This window comes from Nocardia sp. NPDC056611 (genome assembly GCF_042792755.1).
GTDB lineage: Bacteria > Actinomycetota > Actinomycetes > Mycobacteriales > Mycobacteriaceae > Nocardia.
Map to the genome: position 1 here is coordinate 340,212 of NZ_JBHTVV010000005.1, position 20,657 is coordinate 360,868.

A 20,657-nucleotide genomic window follows, 5' to 3' on the forward strand; every position below is an offset into this window, starting at 1 on the left:
GTTCACCGCGTGCCCTGGCCGACCAGCGCGGCGACGGCATCGACAGTGGTCTTGTCCACGAACGCCGGCCCGGTCTGCACAGGATGCCGGCCGCCCACGGTATTGAGGTTCGACTTGTACAGCGTCAGCATGACCACGGGCAGATAGCCCTGCTCGTACTGCTGCTGGTCCACCGCGAACAAGAGTTTTCCGGCCCGGATCGCGCTCACCACATCGGAATTCAGGTCGAAGGTGGCGACCGTCGTGGTCGCCGACGACTCCTTCACCGCGTCCACCGCGCGGGCCGCGATCTGCGAGTTCAACGTCAGCACCGCGTCGATGGAACGATCGGCTTCGAGCGCGCCTTTGATGCGCGACTGCACATCGGTCGGATTGTTGATGTCGACCTGCAGCGTGGTGGCCGACCCGAAGCCCTGGATCGCGCCCGCGCAACGCTCATTGGCCCCGACATTGCCCGCCTCGTGAATCACGCACAGCATCTTGTGTTTTCCGGCGTCGGCGAGGCGCTTGCCCGCGGCCTCACCGGCCTGACGCTCACTCTGGCCGACATGGCCGATCGCCCCGAACGTCGTGCTCTCGGCCTCACCGGAGTTGATGGTCACCACGGGAATGCCCGCGGCCACCGCCTTCTCCACGGAGGGCCGCAGCGCGTCCGGATTGGCCATGGACACCACCAGGCCGTCGACGCCCTGCGCGACGGCGTTGTCGATCAGCTTGGCCTGCTGGGTCGGATCGCCCGCCGAGTTGTACTCGACCCGGATGCCGAGATCCTTCCCGGCGGCCTCCGCGCCGTTCTTCACCACGTTCCAGAAGGCGTCACCGGGCGAGCCGTGCGTCACCACGGCCACCGATCGCACGGTTCCGACCGTGACGGGCGCCGCGCCGGGACCGGTGGCGTCGGTACCCGGGCCGCTACAGGCGGCGAGCACGGCCGCGGCGGCCAGCCACGGCATCAGGCGCAGCCGGCGGGGGCGGCGGGGACGGGAGAATGCGGACATCGTCGTCGTCACCTCCCCACTAGATCCGAACCGAGGCGAGACCGGCGGCGATCTCGGCCAGGTGCCGCAGACTCCGGCGCGCGGCCGCCGTCGGGACCTCGGCGGTCTCGCCGGGGCGCAGCGCGGTGTCCTGCTCGATCACGTACCAGCCGCGATAACCGCCGGCGTGCGCCTCACGGACCAGGGCGGTGATGTCGACATCGCCCGCCCCGAGCGGAACGTAGAGACCGTGCCTGACCGCCTCGCTGTATTCGACTGTGCCGCCGCGCACTTCGGCGGCCATCGCCTCGCGGACGTCCTTGAGGTGAATGTGCCCGATGCGATCGGGGTGGCGGCGGGCCAGTTCGACCGGGTCGGTGCCGCCGATGAGCAGGTGCCCGGTGTCGAGGCAGAGGTCCAGATCGGAGTCGGCGAGAAAGCGTTCCACCTCGGCGGACGTCTCGACGTGCGTGCCCACGTGCGGGTGCAGCACCGGGCGCAGGCCGTGTTCGACGACGATGTCACCGACGGCGGCCGCGGTGTCGAGGAGTGTGCGCCACTCGCGATCGTCGAGAGGTGTGCGAGCGTCGTAGCCGTGCTCCCCGGTCGCCGCGGCCAGCACCAGCACCTCGGCCCCGGCGGCCTCGAACCGCGCGGCGGCCGAGCGCGCGATATCCAGGGCGCGACTCGGTTCGCGATGCAGCGTGAGGGCGAGGAAGCCGCCGACCGGCGCAATACCGTAGTCGCGCAGGGTCTTCCGTAGTTCGAGTGGATCGTCGGGTAGGTATCCGGGCGGCCCGAATTCGGTGGCGGACAGGCCGAGGCCCGAGATCTGCGCCAGGACGGTGGCCGGGTCGAGGACGTGCCCCCAGCCGGGGACCTCGCAGACTCCCCAGGAGATCGGCGCGGCGGCGATTCGTAATGGACGCAAGGGATGGAGCGGTTCGGTCATCGGCACTTCCCAGACCCGTCGTTGGCCATCGTGAGGCTCGCTATTGGAGCGCTCCAACAATGTAACCCGGCTCACTCCGGTGTCAAGATCCCGACATGCGCCGAAAAGTAGTGGGCACGCTCGGAAAACACTGCCTTGCAGGGGGAATCACGAGAACTGTCGGTGACTGAAAAGTCCGATTAGAGCGCTCTATTGCCCCGGCCCGCGGCCACGCGGTAGCGTGCGTCGCATGACCCGACCCACCATGGAGGATGTCGCCGCCCGCGCCGGCGTCTCCCGGGCCCTGGTGTCGCTGGTCATGCGCAACTCCCCCAAGGTCAGCGCCCACCGCCGCGACGCGGTGCTGGCAGCCGCGGCCGAACTCGGCTACCAGCCGCACGCCATGGCCCGCTCGCTGGCCAGCCGCACGTCCAACATCGTCGGCGTCATGGTGTCGGACCTGCGCAATCCCTTCTTCGCCGATGTGGTCGAGGGGATGGACCAGGCGGCCGAGGAGGACGGGCTCGAGCTCATCCTCAATACCGGCCGCCGCAGCGCGGGCCGCGAACGCGCCGCCCTGGAGAGCCTGCTCGCCTTCCGCCCGGGCGGGGTGATCCTGCTGTCACCGGTGCTGCCCGCCGCCGCCATCCGCGACGCGGCCGCACGCTGCCCGGTGGTGCTGGTCTCGCGTACCTCCACCAGCACAGCGGTCGACACCGTCAACGACGACGGCGAACTCGGGGCGGCGCTGGCGGTGGATCACCTTGTCGCACTGGGCCATCGGCGCATCGTGCACCTCGACGGCGGCGCGGCCTTCGCGGCCCCGCCGCGCCGCAAGGGCTACAGCGCCGCCATGGCCCGCTACGGCCTCGAACCCATGGTGATCCCGAGCGAGCACACCGACACCGCGGGCGCGGGCGCCGTCCGCACACTACTGAACATCTTCTCGCCCAGCACCTTTCCCACCGCACTGGTGTGCGGCAACGATTTCAACGCCGTGGGCGCGGCCGCCGCGCTCGACCAGGCGGGTCTGCGTGTGCCCGAGGACGTGTCGATCGTCGGCTACGACAACACCTCGCTCGCGGCGCTGCGGCACGTCGCGCTCACCACCATCGACCAGCCGCGCAACCGCATCGGGCGACTGGCCGTCGCGGCACTGACCGAACGCCTGCGCGACGGACGCACCGAGCCGGTGCGCCAGCGCCTCGAGCCGTCCCTGGTCGTCCGCTCGACCACCGCACCACCCCGAGTCTGACCCCGCACCGCGACTGACAGGAGCTTCGCCATGTCCCCGATCACTGTGGGCCTCGCCGGCACCGGCCGCATCGGAACCTCCCACGCCGAGACCCTCGCGACCCTGCCCGGCGTGTCCCGGGTCATCGTCACCGACGCCGACGCCGAACGCGCCCGCGCCACCGCCGACAAGCTCGGGCTGGAGTACGCGCCCGACATCGACGCGCTGTTCGACGCCGGGATCGACGGCCTGGTCGTCGCCACCGCCACCGACTCGCATCCGGCCCTGATCACCGCCGCCGTCGACCGCGGCATCCCGGTCTTCTGTGAGAAGCCCATCGCCGCCGACATTCTGGGCACGCTGCGGGTGGTCGAACGCCTCGAGCGCTCCGAGGTCCCGGTCCAGATCGGCTTCCAGCGGCGCTTCGACGCCGGCTACCGGGCCGCCCGCGCGGCCATCGCCGCCGGGGATCTGGGCTGGATCCACACGCTGCGGGCCACCACCCTGGACCCCGCGCCCCCGCCCGCGGACTACATTCCGCGCTCGGGCGGGCTGTTCCGCGATTGCGGCGTCCACGATTTCGACATCATCCGCTGGGTCACCGGGCGCGAGGTGGTGGAGGTCTTCGCGACCGGCGCCAATCGCGGGGAGGCGTTCTTCGCCGAGTCCGGTGATGTCGACACCGCCGCGGTGGTGCTGCGCCTCGACGACGGCTGCCTGGCCAATGTCTCGCTCAGCCGCTACAACGGCGCGGGCTACGACGTGCGGCTGGAAGTGCTCGGTTCGACCGGCAACGCCATCGTCGGCCTCGACGAGCGCGCGCCGCTGCATTCGGTGGAACCCGGCTACCCGCCCTCGGCGCTGCCGGTCTATCCGGGCTTCATGGACCGCTTCCACGCCGCCTACGTCGAGGAACTCGCCACCTTCGTGGGCGTGGTCGACGGGCGGCTGGCCAATCCGTGCCCGCCCGCGGACGCCCTGGAAGCGTTCTACATCGCCGAGGCCTGCGAACTGTCCCGCCACCAGGGCAGACCCGTCCGGCTGGCCGACATTCGACGCTGACCGAACCCCGCCGTGGAAACTCCGGCTACCGCCCGGCGGCATCCCCGTATAACTTCTTTGTTTGCCCGGTGAGAACAGCGGGACCACCGAGCGAGAGTTATTGGGATGAACGGCAATTCGATACCACCCGGCTATGATCCACACGACGAGTTGTGGACGCAGGACACCGTGGTCTTCGAGGCCGTGCACGACGGCCCCGATCAGCCGTCCGGTGGCCGCTCCGGCGGCCTCGCGGCCCTGCTGGGCGGCTCACCAGCCACGCGGTACGCGATCATCGGTCTGACGGCCACCATCGCGGTCTCCCTGGTGGCCATCGTGATCCTGCTCGTCTCCGGGCACAGCGGCTGGGAAGCCGCACCGAACGCCACCAAAGGCCCGGGCCCGACGCGGGTCCTGGTCACGACCTCGGCGCGGCCCACCACGACCACCGCGGCCGAGCAGGCCGACGTCACGACCGCGCCCGAGCGGACCACGACCACCACGACGACGAGCTCGACCACGACCACCACCACGACCTCGACGACGACCACCACGGTCAGTCCGGTCGTCGGCATCCAGATGCCCTGCGAGCAGGTCGGCATGACCGCCACGACCTCCGATGGCACCGTCCTGACCTGCGACGCGACCGGCGGGGCGAACCCGCACTGGCTGCCCATCACCCGGCCGGCGCTCGGATCCCCGTGCAATGCGGGCGAAGCTGGCAGCTTCGCTTACAGCAGCGGCGGCAGCCAGCTGGTCTGCACCCGCCGCCCCGGCGGCAGCTCGACCCCGTCGTACGTGTGGGACAGCCCCGGGACCCTGACCACCGGCAAGCATGAGCCCGGCCAGGTCTGCAATCTCAAGAAGGACGGCATCGCCCAGTCCTCGAGCGGCCGGGCCGTCTACTGCCTGCCCGCCGACAACAGCAACAGCCCGATCGGGGTGTGGAAGCAGGTGTACTGACCGCCGTCGGTCAGCTCATCAGCAAACCGACGGCAAGCCCGGTCATCACGAGCGCGATCAGCGAGTCCAGCACCCGCCACGCCTTCGGCTTCGCGAAGACCGGGGCCAGCAGGCGCGCGCCGAAACCCAGCGACAGGAACCAGATCAGACTGCCCGCGATGGCGCCCGCGGTCAGGAACCAGCGGTCCGGGGTGGCGTAGGTATTGGCGAACGAGCCCAGCAGCACCACCGTGTCCAGGTAGGCGTGCGGGTTGAGCCAGGTGACGGCCAGGCAGGTGGCGATGGCCGCGCCCAGCGCGATCGGGGCGCCGCCGCCCGCCGACAGCGCCGACGCGGACAGCGCGCGCTTGGCGGCGAGCGCGGCGTAGCCCAGCAGGAAGGCCGCGCCCGCGTACTTCGCGACGGTCATCACCATCGGCGCGGAATTCACTATCGCGCCGAAGCCCGCGACGCCGAGCGTCATGAGCACCACATCGGAGCCGATGCACACCGCGACCACCGGCAGGACGTGTTCGCCGCGGATCCCTTGTCGCAGGACGAAGGCGTTCTGCGCGCCGATCGCCATGATGAGGGAGAGTCCGAAGCCGAGTCCTGAGATGGCCGCCAGGGCCGCCGATGATGCGTTCACCCTTCGAAAGTAGGCAACCGTCCAGCACCAGGCCAGCTAAAGATTCTGAGGTGCCATTAGAATCTCTTACTGTGGATCTGCAGCTCGACCAACTGCGCGCCCTCGACGCGGTCATCGGGGAAGGTACCTTCGACGCGGCCGCCCGCAAACTCAACGTCACACCCTCGGCTATCAGCCAGCGCATCAAGGCGCTCGAGGACGCGGCGGGCCGCATCCTGGTGCAACGCACCAAACCGGTGCAGCCCACCGAATCCGGGCTGGCTGTACTGCGCCTGGCCCGGCAGATCCAGCTGCTCACCGGCGACACCGCCCGCGAACTCGGCGAGGCGCATCAGCCCGCCGATCGGCCGGTGGTCATTCCCATCGCCGTGAACGCCGATTCACTGCACACCTGGGTGGTGGCCGCGCTCGGCCGCGCCAACGCGATCCAGCCCGGCGCGACGGGGCTCTCGTTCGAGATCCATCGCGAGGACGAGGAGCACACCACCCGCTTGCTGCGCGACGGCACCGTGATGGCGGCCATCACCTCCACCGCCGCGCCCGTGCAGGGCTGCACCGTGCGCCGTCTGGGAGCCATGCGCTACCGCCCGATGGCCCATCCCGAGTTCGCCAGCACCTGGTTTCCCGACGGCGCGAATGCGAAGGCGTTCGCACACGCGCCCGTGGTGCTCTTCGATCGCAAGGACGATCTGCAGTTCCGCCTGGTGCGCCACTACACTCGCAAGCCGGTGGATCCGCCGCGTCATTACATCCCGTCCTCGGCCGCGTTCAACGACGCCGTGCGCGCGGGACTGGGCTGGGGCATGATCCCCGACCTGATGATTCGTCCCGAGGACGGCCTGGTTCCACTGGACGACAAGGTTTTCGTGGACGTGCCGCTGTACTGGCAGCAATGGCGACTGGATTCACCCGCCCTGACAGTCGTCGCCGCGACGATAGCCGAGGCCGCGGAGCAATCGCTGCTGTGATAGGACACTGTTCTTGTGATCGGACACAAGGGGATTCATTGTGCGTGACCCGGGGTAATAGATGACGTGGGCGGAACCGGATGCAATAGTCGAAGGCATTGCGTTTAGCCAGGAAGGAATTTCGTTGTCCCAAATTGTGCGCGGCGTTGTCGCTCGCTCCAAGAACGCGCCCGTCGAAGTCACCGAGATCGTGATCCCGGACCCGGGTCCCGGCGAGGCCGTGGTCCAGGTGCAGGCCTGCGGCGTCTGCCACACCGACCTGCACTACCGCGAGGGCGGCATCAACGACGAATTCCCGTTCCTGCTAGGGCACGAGGCCGCCGGCATCGTGGAATCGGTGGGCGAGGGCGTCACCGATGTGGAGCCCGGCGATTTCGTCATCCTGAACTGGCGCGCGGTCTGCGGTTCGTGCCGGGCCTGCCGGAAGGGCAAGCCCCAGTACTGTTTCGACACCTTCAATGCCGCCCAGCCGATGACGCTGACCGACGGCACCCCGCTCACCCCGGCCCTGGGCATCGGCGCGTTCGCCGAGAAGACCCTGGTTCACGCGGGGCAGTGCACGAAGGTGGACCCGAGCGTGTCCCCCGCCGCCGCGGGCCTGCTGGGCTGCGGCGTGATGGCGGGCCTGGGCGCGGCCATCAATACCGGCGGCGTGAGCCGCGGTGACTCGGTCGCGGTCATCGGCTGCGGCGGTGTCGGCAATGCCGCGATCGCGGGCGCCAAGCTGGCGGGCGCGACCACCATCATCGCGGTCGACATCGACGAGCGGAAGCTGGAGTGGGCCACCGGTTTCGGGGCCACCCACACCGTCAACGCCGCCAAAGAGGATGCGGTGGAACGGGTTCAGGAACTCACCGACAGCTTCGGCGCGGACGTGGTGATCGACGCCGTGGGCCGCCCGGAGACCTGGAAGCAGGCATTCTACGCGCGCGATCTGGCCGGCACCGTGGTGCTGGTCGGGGTGCCGACCCCGGACATGACGCTCGAGATGCCGCTCATCGACTTCTTCTCGCGCGGTGGGTCGTTGAAGTCCTCGTGGTACGGCGACTGCCTGCCCTCGCGCGACTTCCCGTACCTGATCGAGCTCTACAAGCAGGGCCGTCTGGACCTGGACGGGTTCGTCTCGGAGACCATCGCGCTCGACGAGGTGGAGGCCGCCTTCACCAAGATGCATCACGGTGACGTGCTGCGCTCGGTGGTGGTGTTCTGATGGCGCACATCGACCACGCGGTGACCGTCGGCACCTTCTCCCTCGACGGCGAGACCTTCGACGTCGACAACAATGTGTGGGTGGTGGGCGACGATCTCGAGTGCGTCGTCATCGACGCCCCGCACAATGTCGAGGCCATTCTCGACGTGATCGGCACCCGCGAGGTGAAGGCCATCCTGGTCACCCACGCGCACGACGACCACGTCCGGGTCGCCCCCGAATTGGCCAGGGCCACCGGCGCTCCGATCCTCATGCACCCCGAGGACCTGGTGCTGTGGCAGCAGACCCACCCGCAGGTCAGCCCCGACGGCGAACTGGCGGACAAGCAGATCATCGCGGTCGGCGGCACCGAGCTGCACGTCCTGCACACGCCGGGCCACGCGCCGGGTTCGGTCTGCTTCTACTCCCCCGACCTGGGCGCGGTGTTCACCGGTGACACGCTGTTCCACGGCGGTCCGGGTGCGACGGGCCGGTCGTACTCCGATTTCGGCACCATCGTGGAGTCGATCGCGGACCGGTTGCTGACCCTGCCGCCGGAGACCCTGGTGCACACCGGCCACGGCGAATCCACCACCATCGGCGCGGAACTCCCGCAGCTGGAGGAGTGGCGCGCCCGGGTCGGCTGACCCTTCGGCAGTGGTCCGGGCCGGTCGCCGCACAGACCGGACCGGATCACTGCCCGAGCCCCTAATCCGCCCCCCAATGCGGCGGAGCGCTTCTCGTTTTCACGATTTCCCGGACGAATCCGCGCCTAGAGTTGTCCATGAGAAAACTGACAGCCGTGCTGGCGCTGACCTCCCTTCCCCTGCTCGCGGTGGGCTGTTCCGTGTCCACCGGTTCCTCGTCCGTGAACAAGAGCGATGTCCAGGCCAAGGCCTCGAGCTTCTACAAGGACAAAGCGCACGAGGATGCGAAATCGGTATCCTGCGACGGAAGTCTGGCCGCGAAGGTCGACGCCACCCAGACCTGCACCGCCACCGCGGCCGACGGCCAGAACTGGGTGATCGACACCAAGGTCACCAAGGTCGACGGCAGCGACGTCTACTACGACCTGACCTTCGCCGACGCCTACGTCGCCCCCGACGACGTGGCCGCCACCATCGCCGACACCTACCGCCAGAAGTTCGGCATGTCCCCCCAGTCCTCCACCTGCAACGGCCTGCTGCGCGGCGCCACCGGGGCCTCCATCCGCTGCGTCGTGACCGAGAACGACGGCACCCGCTGGGGTTTCACCGCCAAGACCACCAATGTGGAAGGCACCAAGGTCAACTACGACATGATCGTCGACGACCAGCCCCTCCCGTAAACCCCGAAATCCGAATCGATCCCAGCCCCAGTACCCGAACGCCGGTCACCCGTCGGGTCTACCGGCATGTGTACAACGTCGCGTCGGCGAGTTCGGCTACCACGTCCGCGATGTCGCCACGGGCGCGAAAGGCGTTGAGCTGCCGACGCGCTCCGTTGCCGCGGGACAGGAGGGCGGCGATCGTGTCGGTGACGAAGGGGAGGTCTCCCAGGTTTTCCAGGGCGGGCTGGATGAGTGCGACGAAGTGGTCGAGTAGTTCGGGGACCCGGATCGGGCCGCCGGTGACGGGGTCGATCACGATGCCGTCCAGACCTTCGTGCGCGGCGCGCCAATAGGCCGCGCGGAGTGCGGGTTCCGGGACCGGAGGCCCGAATTCGGCGGTGCGGGCGGTCATGGCGGCGGCGCGGACCAGGGTCGCCAGGAGGGCGGATTCCTCGACGGTGGCGGGGACGTCGCTGACTCGCACCTCGACCGTCGGGAACGTGCAGGAGGGGCGGACGTCCCAGTAGATCATCTTGCGGTCGAGGATCACGCCGAGCGCCAGCATCGATTCCACGGCCGCCTCGTACTCCGCGACCGACGCGAAGTAGGGCGGCGGACCGGCGCTGGGCCAGCGCCGCCACATGATGTTGCGCCAGCTGGCGTAGCCGGTTTCGCAGCCGCGGTAGATGGCGGAGTTGGCGGTGAGGGCCAGCAGTACCGGCAGCCAGGGGCGGAGGAAGTTGCTGACCCGCAGGGCTTCGACGAGGCCGGGCACGGCGACGTGCACGTGGCAGCCGCACAGGCCCTGTTCGCGGGCGAGCCTGCCGAATCGTTCGGCGATGCGGCTGTAGCGCGGCGTGCCGGTGATGGCGAGCTCCTCGGGCACCGAGGGCGGTACCGCGGCGGCCAGGAGCAGGGCGTCGTTCTTCTCGGCGCAGGCGGCCGCGCCGCGCCGGAGTTCCCGCAGTTCCCGGAGCAGGTCGTCGGTGGTGGTGTGCACGCGGGTGCTGGTCTCGACCTGGCAGCGCATGATTTCCAGTTGCAGGTCCATGCCGAGGTCCGCCGCGGTCCGGGCGACGTCGGCATTCCTGCCGACCGGCGCGCCGGTGCGCGGATCCACGAGGAGGAACTCCTCTTCGACACCGACCGTAGGCGGGGCTTCCACATCGGGTGGATACCTCCCCACCGCGGGTCCACACCTGGCGGAGCGGTCTCTCCGGGTCACCCTTACCAGTGTCCAGGACGCCCGGGATTGTCGGTGGGCGGGGTCACACTGTCGTCATGGCATACGACGAGGAGCTGGCCGACCGGATCCGCGACGCGCTCGGCCCCGAGGTGGCCCACGTGGTCGAGAAGAAGATGTTCGGCGGCCTGGCGTTTCTGGTGGGCGGCAATATGGCCGTCGCGGCCAGCGGCAAGGGCGGGCTGCTGGTGCGCGCCGACCCGGACACCGCCGGGGACCTGCTGCGGGCCGGTGCGGTCGAGCCGATGGAGATGGGCGGCAAGAAGATGACCGGGTGGCTACGCGTCACCGCCGAGACGGTCACCGACGACGACGCGCTCGACGAGTGGGTGCGCCTCGGGGTCGGCTACGCCAAGACGCTGCCGCCGAAATAGCACAGGGGCAAACATGTGCCCCGCGGCACAGCGTGAACGCCGATGTGTCCGGCTTCACCCAATTGTGAGCTGCCACAACGGGTTCGCCGCGACTTGTCATGCCGTCTTTACACCGCACCACAGTGCGGAAACCTGCGTCGCGCACTGTGGTGAACATGAGGCAAACCGAGATACATGCACTGGCATGCGAGGTCTGTGGTCGTCTGCCCCATCCCACGCGCACCCGGCTGGCCCTGGCCAAGCTCGCCGCGGTCTTTCCCGTCGAACTGGCCCTGCACGCCCTGGTCATCCATCTCGAGCTGCCGTATCTGGCGACGGTGGCGATCCTGGCGGTGACCGCGACCATCCTGGTCATCTGGGTGGTCGAGCCGGGAGCGATGCGGTACCTGAGCCGCTGGCTGCACGCCCCGGAACTGCGGCACCGGCACCGCCTCGACAGCGCCGAGCGACTCTGGCGCATCCGCGTGCGCCTGGACAACAAGCCCGGCCGATTGGAACTGCTGGCCAAGCAGCTGGCGGACCGGCGGGCCAATATCCTCGCCATGCACGTGCACCATCTCGAGAACGGCGTACTCGACGAACTGGTGGTCTCCACCCCCGCGGAGGTGCTGCCGCAGCGCCTGACCCACGCGGTCGCCAAGGCTGGTGGCGTGGCGATCGGCATCTGGCCCGCGTCGGCGCTGACCCTGGTCGACGGCCAGACCCGGGCACTGGGCCTGGCCGGACGGGTGGCCGCCGATCCGCGTGAGCTGCCGCTGGCGATCGCGGAACTGCTGGGCGCGCAATACCTTCCGGATCCCGATCCGGCCCGTGTGCCCGGCGGCACGCTGCTCGAAGTCGAAGCCGAATCCGACCGTGCGGCCATGACCTTCCTGCGCACCGGTGAGCCGTTCACGCCCGCCGAGGTGGCCCGCGCACACCGGCTCATCGACCTCGCGGTGGTCGCCACCCGCCAGCCGTAACCGCCCCGACCTGCGGATTCCCATCGTGCAATCCAGCTTTCGGCCACTCGGACCGAGCCGCTCCGATTTTCATACCGCGCAGTTTCACTTCATGGCAGACTCCCTCGTGCGCGTTCGCTCGAAACGCGCGCGAGGGGTTGGTTGATCGATGAGTGTTCGACGGGCAGGGATCGATATCGGCGGGAATCCGCCCGCCCGCAAGGCGGTTCGCACGGCCAAACTGGCGGCGGTCCCGCTGTCCTTCGCCGGACGGCAGGTGGCCGGGGCGAGCCGGCGCGCGCTGGGCCGCCCCGCCGGCGAGATCGATCGGGAGATCCAGCTCCGCACCGCCGAGCACATGGCCGACGTACTCGGCGAATTGAAGGGCTGCGCCGCCAAATTGGGGCAGATCCTGAGCGTCTACGAGCTGGCGCTCCCCGCCGAGCTGGCCGAGCCGTACCGGATCGCGCTCGGCCGCCTCCAGGATGCCGCGCCCGCCATGCTGCCGCGCACGGTGCACCTGGTGCTGGCGGAATCGTTCGGTCCGGATTGGCGCGACAATTTCCGCGAGTTCGACGATCGACGGTCGGCGTCGGCCAGTATCGGGCAGGTGCATCGCGCGGTCTGGCACGACGGCCGTCCGGTGGCGGTGAAGGTGATGTATCCGGGCGCCCGGGCCGCGGTCGACAGCGATCTGCGGCAGTTGCGCGGATTGGCGTGGCTGACGTCGGTGTTCGCCCCGCATGTCGACGGCCGCGCGGTGGTCGACGAGCTCGCCGAATGTCTGCGCGCGGAAATGGATTTCGAGGCCGAGGCCCGGAACCAGCAGCGCTTCGCGGACGCCTACGCCGGCGATCCCGATTTCGTGGTGCCGCAGGTCGTGGCCCAGCGCGGGGATGTGATCGTCTCGGAGTGGCTGGACGGGATTCCGCTGTCGCGCTTGATCACCACCGGCTCGCGGGCCGAGCGGGATCGGGTGGGCATGCTGGCGGTCCGGTTCTTCTGGTCGTCCGCGCCGAAGTCGGGCCTGCTCTACGGCGACCCGCATCCGGGCAATTTCCGGGCGCTGCCCGAAGGCCGTCTGGGCGTGGTGGATTTCGGGGCGTGCCCGGTGTGGCCGCCCGCGCAGTTCCCGGCGCTGGTACACGATCTGGCCGACGCGCTCATTCACGGCGGTCCGGCGGACCTGGACGCCGTGACCCAGCGGCACGGTCTCACCGACGCGCAGCGCGGCCTGGACAGCGCGGCGCTGGCCGCGAAGCTGCTGCCGTTCACCGAACTGCTGCGCCACGAGACGTTCCGAGTCGATACCGACTGGTTGCGCGGCCGCACCCGGGATGCCCTGAGCCCCAAGCTCGACAATGCCTACCGGCAGCTCGGCGTCCCCGCCTATCTGATGCCGTTCCAGCGCGCGCTGATCACCCTGCTCGGGCTGGTCGCCCAGCTGGGCACCACGGGTCCGATGCGCGCGGAGATCCTGCGCTGGTCACCGGAATTGAGCGCGGTGATGGATCGCTGCGCACCCAACCCTTGATCACTGTCCCAGACAGACCTACCCTGGAGTGATGGGTGCAGAGCGGCTTTCGGCTCCCGACCACGAGGTCGTGGTGATCGGTGCGGGCCCGGGCGGGATCGCCGCCGGGGTCGAGCTGAAGCGGGCGGGGGTGCGCGACTTCGTGATCCTGGAGCGCGCCGACGAGGTCGGCGGCAGCTGGCACGAAAACCATTACCCCGGACTGGAAGTCGACATCCCGTCACTGGCGTATCAGTACTCGTTCGCGCGAAATCCGGACTGGAGCAGGCTGTTCGCCTCGGGCGCGGAGGTGAAGCGGTACCACCTCGCGGTGGCCCGCCGCTTCGGGCTGTACCCGCATCTGCGGTTCGGGACCGAGGTGACCGCCGAGGAGTGGGACGAGGACCGGCACCGCTGGTCCCTGCGGCTCGCCGACGGCAGCGCGCTGTCCGCGCGGTTCGTCATCAGCGCGGTGGGCGCGTTCATCAGTCCCAAGGTGGATCCCGGGATTCCGGGACTCGCCGACTACCGCGGCCGGATCCAGCGCCCCGCGGACTGGGATGACGGCTACGACCTGGCCGGGCAGCGGGTCGCGATCATCGGCACCGGCGCGAGTTCGGTCCAGATCACCCCCGCCATCGCGGGCGAGGTGGGCAGCCTCGCGGTCTTCCAGCGCACCCCGGTCTGGTGCCTGCCCAAACCGAATCCGCGGATCCCGCGTGCCGTCCGGCTGGCGCTGCGCGTCCCGGGGGTGCAGGCGGGCGTGCACGGTGCGGCGCTGGTGGCGGTCGACGCCGCGCTGCGGACCATGTCCAGCACCCCTCTACCGGTGGTCCGCCCGGCGTTGCGCGCGATCGACGCCACCGCCATCCGCGGCTATCGCGGCCTGCTGCGACTCATGGTGCGGGATCCGGAGATCCGCGAACGCCTGGCCCCGGACTACGGCCCGATCGCCAAGCGCCCGACCCTCAACACCGGCTACCTGCTGGCCTTCAACCGCGACAATGTCGACCTGGTGACCACCCCGATCGAGCGGTTCACCGCGCACGGCCTGCGCACCACCGACGGCGTCGAGCGCGAGTTCGACATGATCGTGCTGGCCACCGGCTATCACGTCTTCTCCGATCCGGAGACCTACACGCCCGGTCTGGTGGTGGGCCGCGACGGCCTGGATCTGGGCAAGCACTTCACCGAGAACGGCCTGCAGGCCTACGAGAGCGTGGCGCTGCCCGGCCTGCCCAATCGGTGGACCCTGGTCGGCCCGTATTCGTGGACCGGCAGCGGCTGGCACGCCTTCGTGGAGATGACCGCGGCCCACGCGGTGCGCGCCATCTCCGAGGCGCGGCGGCGCGACGCGACCTGTGTGGCCGTGCGCCAGGACGCGCACGACGCCTATCACCGCCGCGTCTACCGGCACGGCGCGGCCATGCGTTACTACCTGGCCGAACTGAACGCGCACGTGCCGACCTACTACCGCAATTCGCAGGGCGATTCGACGTACATCCGGCCCACCGGGTTCTTCTCGGCGCGCCGGGCGCATCACCGATTCCCGTTCTCGGACTACGACTTCGACCGTCTGCCCGCCTGACCGTTCCGCTCTCGAGGATCCGTGCCCATGATCGAACTGCCGAAATCGGTCCGGATCGCGCTCGGCGCGGCCGGCTACGGCATCAGCGACCGCCGTCTCGCACCGGCTGTCACCGGTTCCGTGATCCTGGTGACCGGGGCCTCCTCGGGCGTCGGGCGGGCCACCGCGCTGCGGCTGGCCGCCAATGGGGCGACCGTGCTCGCGGTGGCCCGCCGGGCGGCCCGGCTCGAGGAACTGTGCACGGAGACGGCGGATTTCCCGGGGCGGGTGTACGCCTATCCGGCCGACCTGTCCGACACCGATGCCTGCGCGGCGCTGATCGAGCGGGTGCTCGCCGATCACGGGCGCGTGGACGTCTTCGTCAACAACGCGGGCAAGTCGATTCGCCGCTGGCTCTCCGATTCCCTGGACCGCTGGGACAATATCGACGACACCGCGCGCATCAACTTCCTCGGCCCCGCGCGGCTGGTCATGAGCCTGCTGCCGTCCATGCGGGCCCGGCGGCAGGGCCACATCGTGAACATCAGCACCGCCGGAGTGCACGGGCCCGGCGTGGGCTGGACCGCCTATATCGCCTCGAAGTCGGCGTTCAATTCCTGGATGCGCGGCGCCGCACCGGAATTGCGGGCCGACGGCATCGACGTCACGACGGTGCACCTGCAATTGGTGCGCTCGGAGATGCTGGGCCCCTTCCGGATCTACCGCTACGCCCCGAGCATGTCGACCGAGGAGGCGGCGAGCCTGGTGTGCCGGGCGATCGTGGACCGCCCCTTGGCGATTCGCCCGTGGTGGGAGCGGGTGAGCGCACCCCTGTCATACGCGCTCGACAGTTCCCCGGCGGCGCAACGCATGCTGACGCTGTACGCGAAGGCCGGGAACTGGAACAACCGTCCGGTGGATTGGGCCGGTCCACTCGGCCGCCTGGAACGCACGGTCAATCTGCTCGACGATGCGGTCACGGTGGCCGGGCGGATTCCGGCCAGCGGTGTGCTCGAGCAACTGCCGCCCTCCCGGATTCCCCAGCTGGCCATGGCATTACGCGACGGCGTCGGGCTGGCCACGGCGCTGTCGCTGTTCGCGGCGCGGTTCCCGGACCGGCCCGCCATGATCGACGACGACGGCCCGATCAGCGCGGCCGAGCTGGACCGGCAGGTGCGGGCGCTGGCGGCGGCGCTACGAGCGCGCTGGCGGATCGGGCATGGGCAGCGAGTCGGGGTGTTGTGCCGCAACCATCGCGGATTCGTGCTGGCGGCGTACGCGGCCGCGCGGCTCTCGGCGGATCTGGTGCCGTTGAACTACGGTTTCGCCGGGCCGCAGATCGGTGAGGTACTCGATCGCGAACGCGTCGAATTGCTGCTCTACGACGGCGAATTCCACGACGAGATCGAGAAGGCCGGGTACAACGGGCGGCGCGTGGTGGTCCGTGGCGCAGCCGGTGGCCTGCCGACGGTGTCCGAATTGGTCGCGGCGGGCGGGCCGCCGGTGCGCGAGCCCGCGTCCGGGGGCGCGTTGATCCTGCTCACGGGCGGGACCACCGGGGTGCCCAAAGGCGCGCCGCGCACCTTCGGCGGAGGCACAGCCGGATCTCCGAGTCCACGCATGCTGCTGGCGGTCGGCGATCTCGCCCGGGTCGCGCCGATCCCGCGTCTGGGCCGGCCCATGGTGATCGCGCCGCCGCTGCATCACACCTACGGGTTCCTGGCCACCGCCGGTGCGTTCCTGCTCGGTTCGACCGTGGTCGTGCACGAGCGTTTCGATGCCGCGACCCTGCTCGCCGATATCGAGCGGCATCGCGCGCAGATCGTGTGCGTGGTGCCGACCATGCTCGGCCGGGTGATGGCGCTGCCGCCCGAGGTGCGGCGCGGCCACGATCTGTCGAGCCTGCGCATGATGGTGTGCGGGGCCGCTCCCCTGCCGCCGTGGCTGGCCACCGCGTTCCAGGACGAGTTCGGCGAGGTGCTGTTCAACGGCTACGCCTCCACCGAGACCGGTGTCGGAACCTTCGCGACACCCGCCGATCTGCGGGCCGCGCCCGGCACCGTCGGCCGCCCGCTCACCGGGATCGTGGACATCCGCATCGTCGACGGCGACGGCCGCGAACTGCCCGCCGGCGTCACCGGCCGGATCGTCAACAAGAACCCGAGCATGTTCCACGGTTACAGCGACGGCCGGACCAAAGAGATGGTCGGAAAGCACATGGACTCCGGCGATCTCGGCCATTTCGATGCCGAGGGCAGGCTGTTCGTGGACGGCCGTTCCGACGACATGATCGTCTCCGGCGGTGAGAACGTCTTCCCGCAGGAGGTCGAGGAGGCGCTGCTGGCTCACCCGGCGGTGGCCGACGCGGGTGCGGTCGGGGTCCCCGACGACGATTTCGGGCAGCGGCTCGTCGCGGCGGTCGTGCTGGAGCCCGGGGCGCGGGTGAACGCCCGCACCTTGCAGCGGCACATCAAGACGACGCTGGCCGGGTACAAGGTGCCGCGCGACATCGTCTTCGTCCCGGAACTGCCGCGCACCACGGCGGGCAAGTTACGGCGGCAACAACTTCCGGCGATCATCGATGCACAATGGGGCGCATGACGCAGCGACAGAATGTTTCCTCCGGCGCGCACTGGGAGCCGATCGTCGGTTATTCGCGCGCGGTCCGGGTCGGCCCGTGGATATCGGTCGCCGGGACCACCGCGGTCGATTCGGACGGCGGCGCGGTGGGCGGCGACGATATCGCCGAGCAGACTCGTGAAGCCTTGCGCCGAATTGTGGCCGCGCTGGCGGAAGTCGGCGCGACACCCGAGAATGTCGTGCGCACCCGCATTTTCGTCACAGATATCTCCCGCTGGGAAGAGGTCGGCAAGGCGCACGGTGAAGTCTTCGCGGCGATCCGCCCGGCGGCGACAATGGTCGAGGTGAGCAGCCTGATCGACCCCGCGCTGCTGGTCGAAATCGAGGCCGACGCGATCGTGCCGGAAACGGTTTGAGCGCATCGGTTTTCAGCCGCGCATACCCTCGATCTCGTGTCGCAGAACGTCCAGGAGTTTCTCCGGGTTGTCGAATTCCGCAGGGTCGATGGGCGTTCCGAAGTGGATGGTAACTGGATGGTGGCGGTTGAATCGGCGGCGGGTGCCGCCCCGGCGCATGGGTAGCACGCCGTCGGTGCCGGTGGTGGCGACCGGGATGATCGGGACACTGGTCGCCATGGCCAGCGTCGCGACGCCCGGTTTGTACGGTTCGCGCTCGCCAGCCGGGACCAGGCGGCCCTCCGGATAGATGATGAGCACGCCGCCGAACCGCAGCACCTGCGCCGCGCGGCTCACCGCGGTGCGCCCGGAGTCGGGGTCGCGCCGGACCACCGAAATATGCCCCAGCAACCGGACCAGCCGTCCGACAACCGGCCAGGTCCACAGCTCGGCCATGGCGATGGCCACCGCGCGCCGCCGCAGCGCACCCCACAGGAAGACCGCGTCGAGCAGGGAGATGTGGTTGCTCGCGATGATCACCTGACCGGTCACGGGCACCCGATCGCGGTTGAGCACGGTGACTTGGACGAAGCGGGACCGGGCCAGGGCACGTAGCGTCCGGCGGACCAATTGCGTTGTGAGCCAAGCCCGTTTGCCCAGTCCGCGGGGTCGTCGCGCATCGGGGTTCATGGCCCTCCCGGATCAATGGTTGTGACAACGGTTTTCATCCTCGTTCGGCGACCGCTCGGAGAACACCGCAGAACTACTCAGCCGCAACCGCGTATTTCGAGAAATAGCCTATGGCTATCAGGACCCTTTGGGCGTAGCCTGGTGGTTGCTGTACTCACGGCAATATCACACCGAAACTTCTGCGGAGGTCGTGTGCTGCCATGGTCGGAAACTGGTGGCGTAACACCGTTTTGCTACAACTGCGTCGATCCCCGGCAAGCGCGGCGGTGCTGTTCGTCGTGGCCGATGACGGGACCCCGGTCATCACATTCCCGAGACTCAATTGGGCATGGGTGGCGATCGCTTCCGCGGCAGTCCTGTTCTTCGGGATCACTGTCGCAATGTTGGTGAGCCTCGCCTATTTCGACGAGCCCACCAGCACCGTGCCGGAGGCTCCGGCATCCTGTGAACCGTTCTGCGGCGCATCGACACCCTAGAGTTGTTGCCGCGCCACGCCCACAAATATTCGACTCCCCGGTCATTCCGCTCGGTAGCGTCTCCGAATGCCGGAGTCGGCTCCGGCGAAATGGAGTCATGACATGTGGGAGAGCGAATGAGGTTCTGGAAGGTCTCAGCCGTTTGTCTCGTCGCGGCGGTCACCGCGGTGGCCGCCGGTTGCGGAACCAAGTCTGACGATAAAGCTACCGGTTCGGACGAGGTGCGCGCGATAGCCAAGGAGGCCTATACCTACGGCTTTCCGATGGTCGACATGTACCGCATCGAGAATTCGTATGTGGTGGACAAGAACAGCAGCCAGTACATGGGCGACTGGAACCAGCTGCACAGCATCGCCCGGGTTTTCACCCCGGCGGACACAGCGGTCCAAACGCCCAATTCGGACACACCGTACTCGTTCCTGGTCGCTGACCTGCGGACCGAGCCGCTGGTACTGACCGTGCCCCCGATCGAGGAGAAGCGCTACTACTCGGTCCAGTTCATCGACAACTACACCTATGTCTATGACCTGCTCGGAAGCCGGACCACCGGGAACGGCGGCGGCACTTACCTGCTCGCCGGTCCCGGCTGGAAGGGCGACAAGCCCGCCGGGGTGGACAAGGTCATCACCTCGGCGACCGACTTCTCGATGGTGTTGTACCGGACCCAGTTGTTCGATCCGGCCGATCTCGACAACGTCAAGAAGATCCAGTCCGAGTACCAGGTGAAGCCGCTGTCGTCGTTCGAGAACAAGGCGGTGCCGGCCGCCGCGCCGACGGTCGACTTCATCAAGCCACTGACACCGGAGGAGGAGCAGACCTCCCTCGACTTCTTCAAGGTCCTCAACTTCACGCTGAAGTACGCGCCGGTCCAGCCGAACGAGAAGGAGCTGCGCGAGCGGTTCGCGAAGATCGGCATCGGCCCGGACGGCGATTTCGATCCCGCGAAGCTGAGCGCCGATGACCGCAAGGCGTTCCAGGACGGCATGGCCGACGCCTGGTCGGACCTGCACAACTTCCAGAAGAACGAGCTGGAAACCGGCAAGGTGAACTCCGGTCAGCTGTTCGGGTCCGCCGAGCAGCTGAAGGGGAACTACCTGTACCGCTTCGCCGGCGCGGTCATGGGCATCCTGGGTCTGCCGGGCGCGGAGGCCATGTACTTCCCGCTCACCAACGACACCACGGGCGCGAAGCTGAACGGCGCCAACAACTACACCCTCACCTTCCCCGACGGGAAGCTCCCGCCGGTGAGGGCGTTCTGGTCGGTGACCATGTACAAGTTGCCGGAGATCCTGCTGGTGGAGAATCCGATCAATCGCTACCTGATCAATTCGCCGATGCTGCCGAACCTGGTGCGCAACCCGGACGGCGGGATCACGCTCTACCTCCAGCAGACGTCGCCCGGCGCGGACAAGGAGGCCAACTGGCTCCCCACTCCCCCCGGTGATTTCGAGATGATCCTGCGGACCTACTGGCCCGAGCAGGCCATCTCCGACGGCAGCTGGACCCCGCCGAAGGTGACCAAGGCCTAGGCCTGGTCGTTCGACGGAGGAAAAGAGTGCCGAGGGTGGCCGGGCGAGGACTCGATCGCGAGCCTCGCCCGGCCACCGTCGTTCCTGTCACAGTGACCGTCCACAGGCG

Annotated in this window: 20 protein-coding genes; 15 read left to right on the plus strand and 5 right to left on the minus strand. The window is 68.9% G+C overall.

What is annotated here, in order from left to right; genetic code table 11:
- Positions 1-2 precede the first annotated feature (2 nt).
- The gene (locus ACFRAQ_RS27040) at positions 3-998 is read right to left on the minus strand and encodes a sugar ABC transporter substrate-binding protein (protein WP_379104445.1); all 996 of its coding nucleotides are present in this window, start codon (positions 996-998) and stop codon (positions 3-5) included.
- Positions 999-1,017: 19 nt separating this feature from the next.
- Positions 1,018-1,929 (minus strand): TIM barrel protein, encoded by a 912-nt coding sequence (locus ACFRAQ_RS27045; protein ID WP_379104447.1) that lies wholly within the window; start codon positions 1,927-1,929, stop codon positions 1,018-1,020.
- A 229-nt stretch (positions 1,930-2,158) separates the two neighbouring features.
- Between ACFRAQ_RS27045 and ACFRAQ_RS27050 the strand changes: the two genes are divergently transcribed.
- The 3 genes from ACFRAQ_RS27050 (at position 2,159) to ACFRAQ_RS27060 (ending at position 5,146) form a co-directional block, all read left to right on the plus strand.
- Complete coding sequence (locus tag ACFRAQ_RS27050) at positions 2,159-3,163, plus strand: LacI family DNA-binding transcriptional regulator (protein WP_379104449.1); 1,005 nt, start codon at positions 2,159-2,161, stop codon at positions 3,161-3,163.
- A 30-nt stretch (positions 3,164-3,193) separates the two neighbouring features.
- Complete coding sequence (locus tag ACFRAQ_RS27055) at positions 3,194-4,204, plus strand: Gfo/Idh/MocA family oxidoreductase (protein ID WP_379104451.1); 1,011 nt, start codon at positions 3,194-3,196, stop codon at positions 4,202-4,204.
- A gap of 105 nt (positions 4,205-4,309) precedes the next feature.
- On the plus strand, positions 4,310-5,146 hold the full coding sequence (locus ACFRAQ_RS27060) for a hypothetical protein (protein WP_379104453.1): 837 nt from the start codon (positions 4,310-4,312) through the stop codon (positions 5,144-5,146).
- Between the two features lie 10 nt (positions 5,147-5,156).
- On the opposite strand, the gene ACFRAQ_RS27065 is transcribed toward ACFRAQ_RS27060, so the two are convergent.
- Complete coding sequence (locus ACFRAQ_RS27065) at positions 5,157-5,711, minus strand: LysE/ArgO family amino acid transporter (protein ID WP_379104955.1); 555 nt, start codon at positions 5,709-5,711, stop codon at positions 5,157-5,159.
- Positions 5,712-5,845: 134 nt separating this feature from the next.
- On the opposite strand from ACFRAQ_RS27065, the gene ACFRAQ_RS27070 reads away from it, so the two are divergent.
- The 4 genes from ACFRAQ_RS27070 to ACFRAQ_RS27085 all read left to right on the plus strand — a co-directional run bounded on the left by ACFRAQ_RS27070 (position 5,846) and on the right by ACFRAQ_RS27085 (position 9,258).
- Entirely contained in the window at positions 5,846-6,742 is an 897-nt protein-coding gene (locus ACFRAQ_RS27070; RefSeq protein WP_379104456.1) for a LysR family transcriptional regulator ArgP, read from the plus strand.
- Between the two features lie 124 nt (positions 6,743-6,866).
- Positions 6,867-7,952, plus strand: coding sequence for an S-(hydroxymethyl)mycothiol dehydrogenase (locus ACFRAQ_RS27075; RefSeq protein WP_379104460.1), 1,086 nt, complete (start codon positions 6,867-6,869; stop codon positions 7,950-7,952).
- A complete protein-coding gene (locus tag ACFRAQ_RS27080; RefSeq protein ID WP_379104462.1) occupies positions 7,952-8,578 on the plus strand; it encodes an MBL fold metallo-hydrolase in 627 nt (208 codons plus the stop codon). The genes ACFRAQ_RS27075 and ACFRAQ_RS27080 overlap by 1 nt, the downstream gene beginning before the upstream one ends.
- 137 nt (positions 8,579-8,715) lie before the next feature.
- Positions 8,716-9,258, plus strand: a complete 543-nt coding sequence (locus ACFRAQ_RS27085; protein ID WP_379104464.1) for a DUF4333 domain-containing protein — start codon at positions 8,716-8,718, stop codon at positions 9,256-9,258.
- Between the two features lie 58 nt (positions 9,259-9,316).
- On the opposite strand, the gene ACFRAQ_RS27090 is transcribed toward ACFRAQ_RS27085, so the two are convergent.
- Positions 9,317-10,405 carry a glutamate--cysteine ligase gene (locus tag ACFRAQ_RS27090; RefSeq protein ID WP_379104466.1) on the minus strand — a complete coding sequence of 363 codons (1,089 nt, stop codon included), beginning with the start codon at positions 10,403-10,405 and terminating at the stop codon, positions 9,317-9,319.
- A 116-nt stretch (positions 10,406-10,521) separates the two neighbouring features.
- Here ACFRAQ_RS27090 and ACFRAQ_RS27095 point away from each other — a divergent pair, with 116 nt between their 5' ends.
- The 6 genes from ACFRAQ_RS27095 to ACFRAQ_RS27120 all read left to right on the plus strand — a co-directional run bounded on the left by ACFRAQ_RS27095 (position 10,522) and on the right by ACFRAQ_RS27120 (position 17,874).
- Complete coding sequence (locus ACFRAQ_RS27095) at positions 10,522-10,857, plus strand: TfoX/Sxy family protein (RefSeq protein WP_357084480.1); 336 nt, start codon at positions 10,522-10,524, stop codon at positions 10,855-10,857.
- A gap of 155 nt (positions 10,858-11,012) precedes the next feature.
- Positions 11,013-11,819, plus strand: coding sequence for an amino acid-binding protein (locus tag ACFRAQ_RS27100; protein ID WP_379104469.1), 807 nt, complete (start codon positions 11,013-11,015; stop codon positions 11,817-11,819).
- A gap of 148 nt (positions 11,820-11,967) precedes the next feature.
- The gene (locus ACFRAQ_RS27105; protein ID WP_379104471.1) at positions 11,968-13,332 is read left to right on the plus strand and encodes an ABC1 kinase family protein; all 1,365 of its coding nucleotides are present in this window, start codon (positions 11,968-11,970) and stop codon (positions 13,330-13,332) included.
- A gap of 31 nt (positions 13,333-13,363) precedes the next feature.
- Positions 13,364-14,899: a flavin-containing monooxygenase gene (locus ACFRAQ_RS27110; RefSeq protein ID WP_379104473.1), complete on the plus strand. Its 1,536-nt coding sequence runs from the start codon at positions 13,364-13,366 to the stop codon at positions 14,897-14,899.
- Positions 14,900-14,926: 27 nt separating this feature from the next.
- Positions 14,927-17,479, plus strand: coding sequence for an SDR family NAD(P)-dependent oxidoreductase (locus ACFRAQ_RS27115; RefSeq protein ID WP_379104475.1), 2,553 nt, complete (start codon positions 14,927-14,929; stop codon positions 17,477-17,479).
- Positions 17,467-17,874: a RidA family protein gene (locus ACFRAQ_RS27120; RefSeq protein WP_379104477.1), complete on the plus strand. Its 408-nt coding sequence runs from the start codon at positions 17,467-17,469 to the stop codon at positions 17,872-17,874. The genes ACFRAQ_RS27115 and ACFRAQ_RS27120 overlap by 13 nt, the downstream gene beginning before the upstream one ends.
- Before the next feature lie 12 nt (positions 17,875-17,886).
- On the opposite strand, the gene ACFRAQ_RS27125 is transcribed toward ACFRAQ_RS27120, so the two are convergent.
- Positions 17,887-18,543: a lysophospholipid acyltransferase family protein gene (locus ACFRAQ_RS27125; protein ID WP_379104479.1), complete on the minus strand. Its 657-nt coding sequence runs from the start codon at positions 18,541-18,543 to the stop codon at positions 17,887-17,889.
- A 200-nt stretch (positions 18,544-18,743) separates the two neighbouring features.
- Here ACFRAQ_RS27125 and ACFRAQ_RS27130 point away from each other — a divergent pair, with 200 nt between their 5' ends.
- Both ACFRAQ_RS27130 and ACFRAQ_RS27135 read left to right on the plus strand, forming a co-directional pair.
- Entirely contained in the window at positions 18,744-19,019 is a 276-nt protein-coding gene (locus tag ACFRAQ_RS27130) for a hypothetical protein (protein ID WP_379104481.1), read from the plus strand.
- A 116-nt stretch (positions 19,020-19,135) separates the two neighbouring features.
- Positions 19,136-20,548, plus strand: a complete 1,413-nt coding sequence (locus ACFRAQ_RS27135) for a DUF1254 domain-containing protein (protein WP_379104483.1) — start codon at positions 19,136-19,138, stop codon at positions 20,546-20,548.
- Positions 20,549-20,657: the final 109 nt, after the last annotated feature.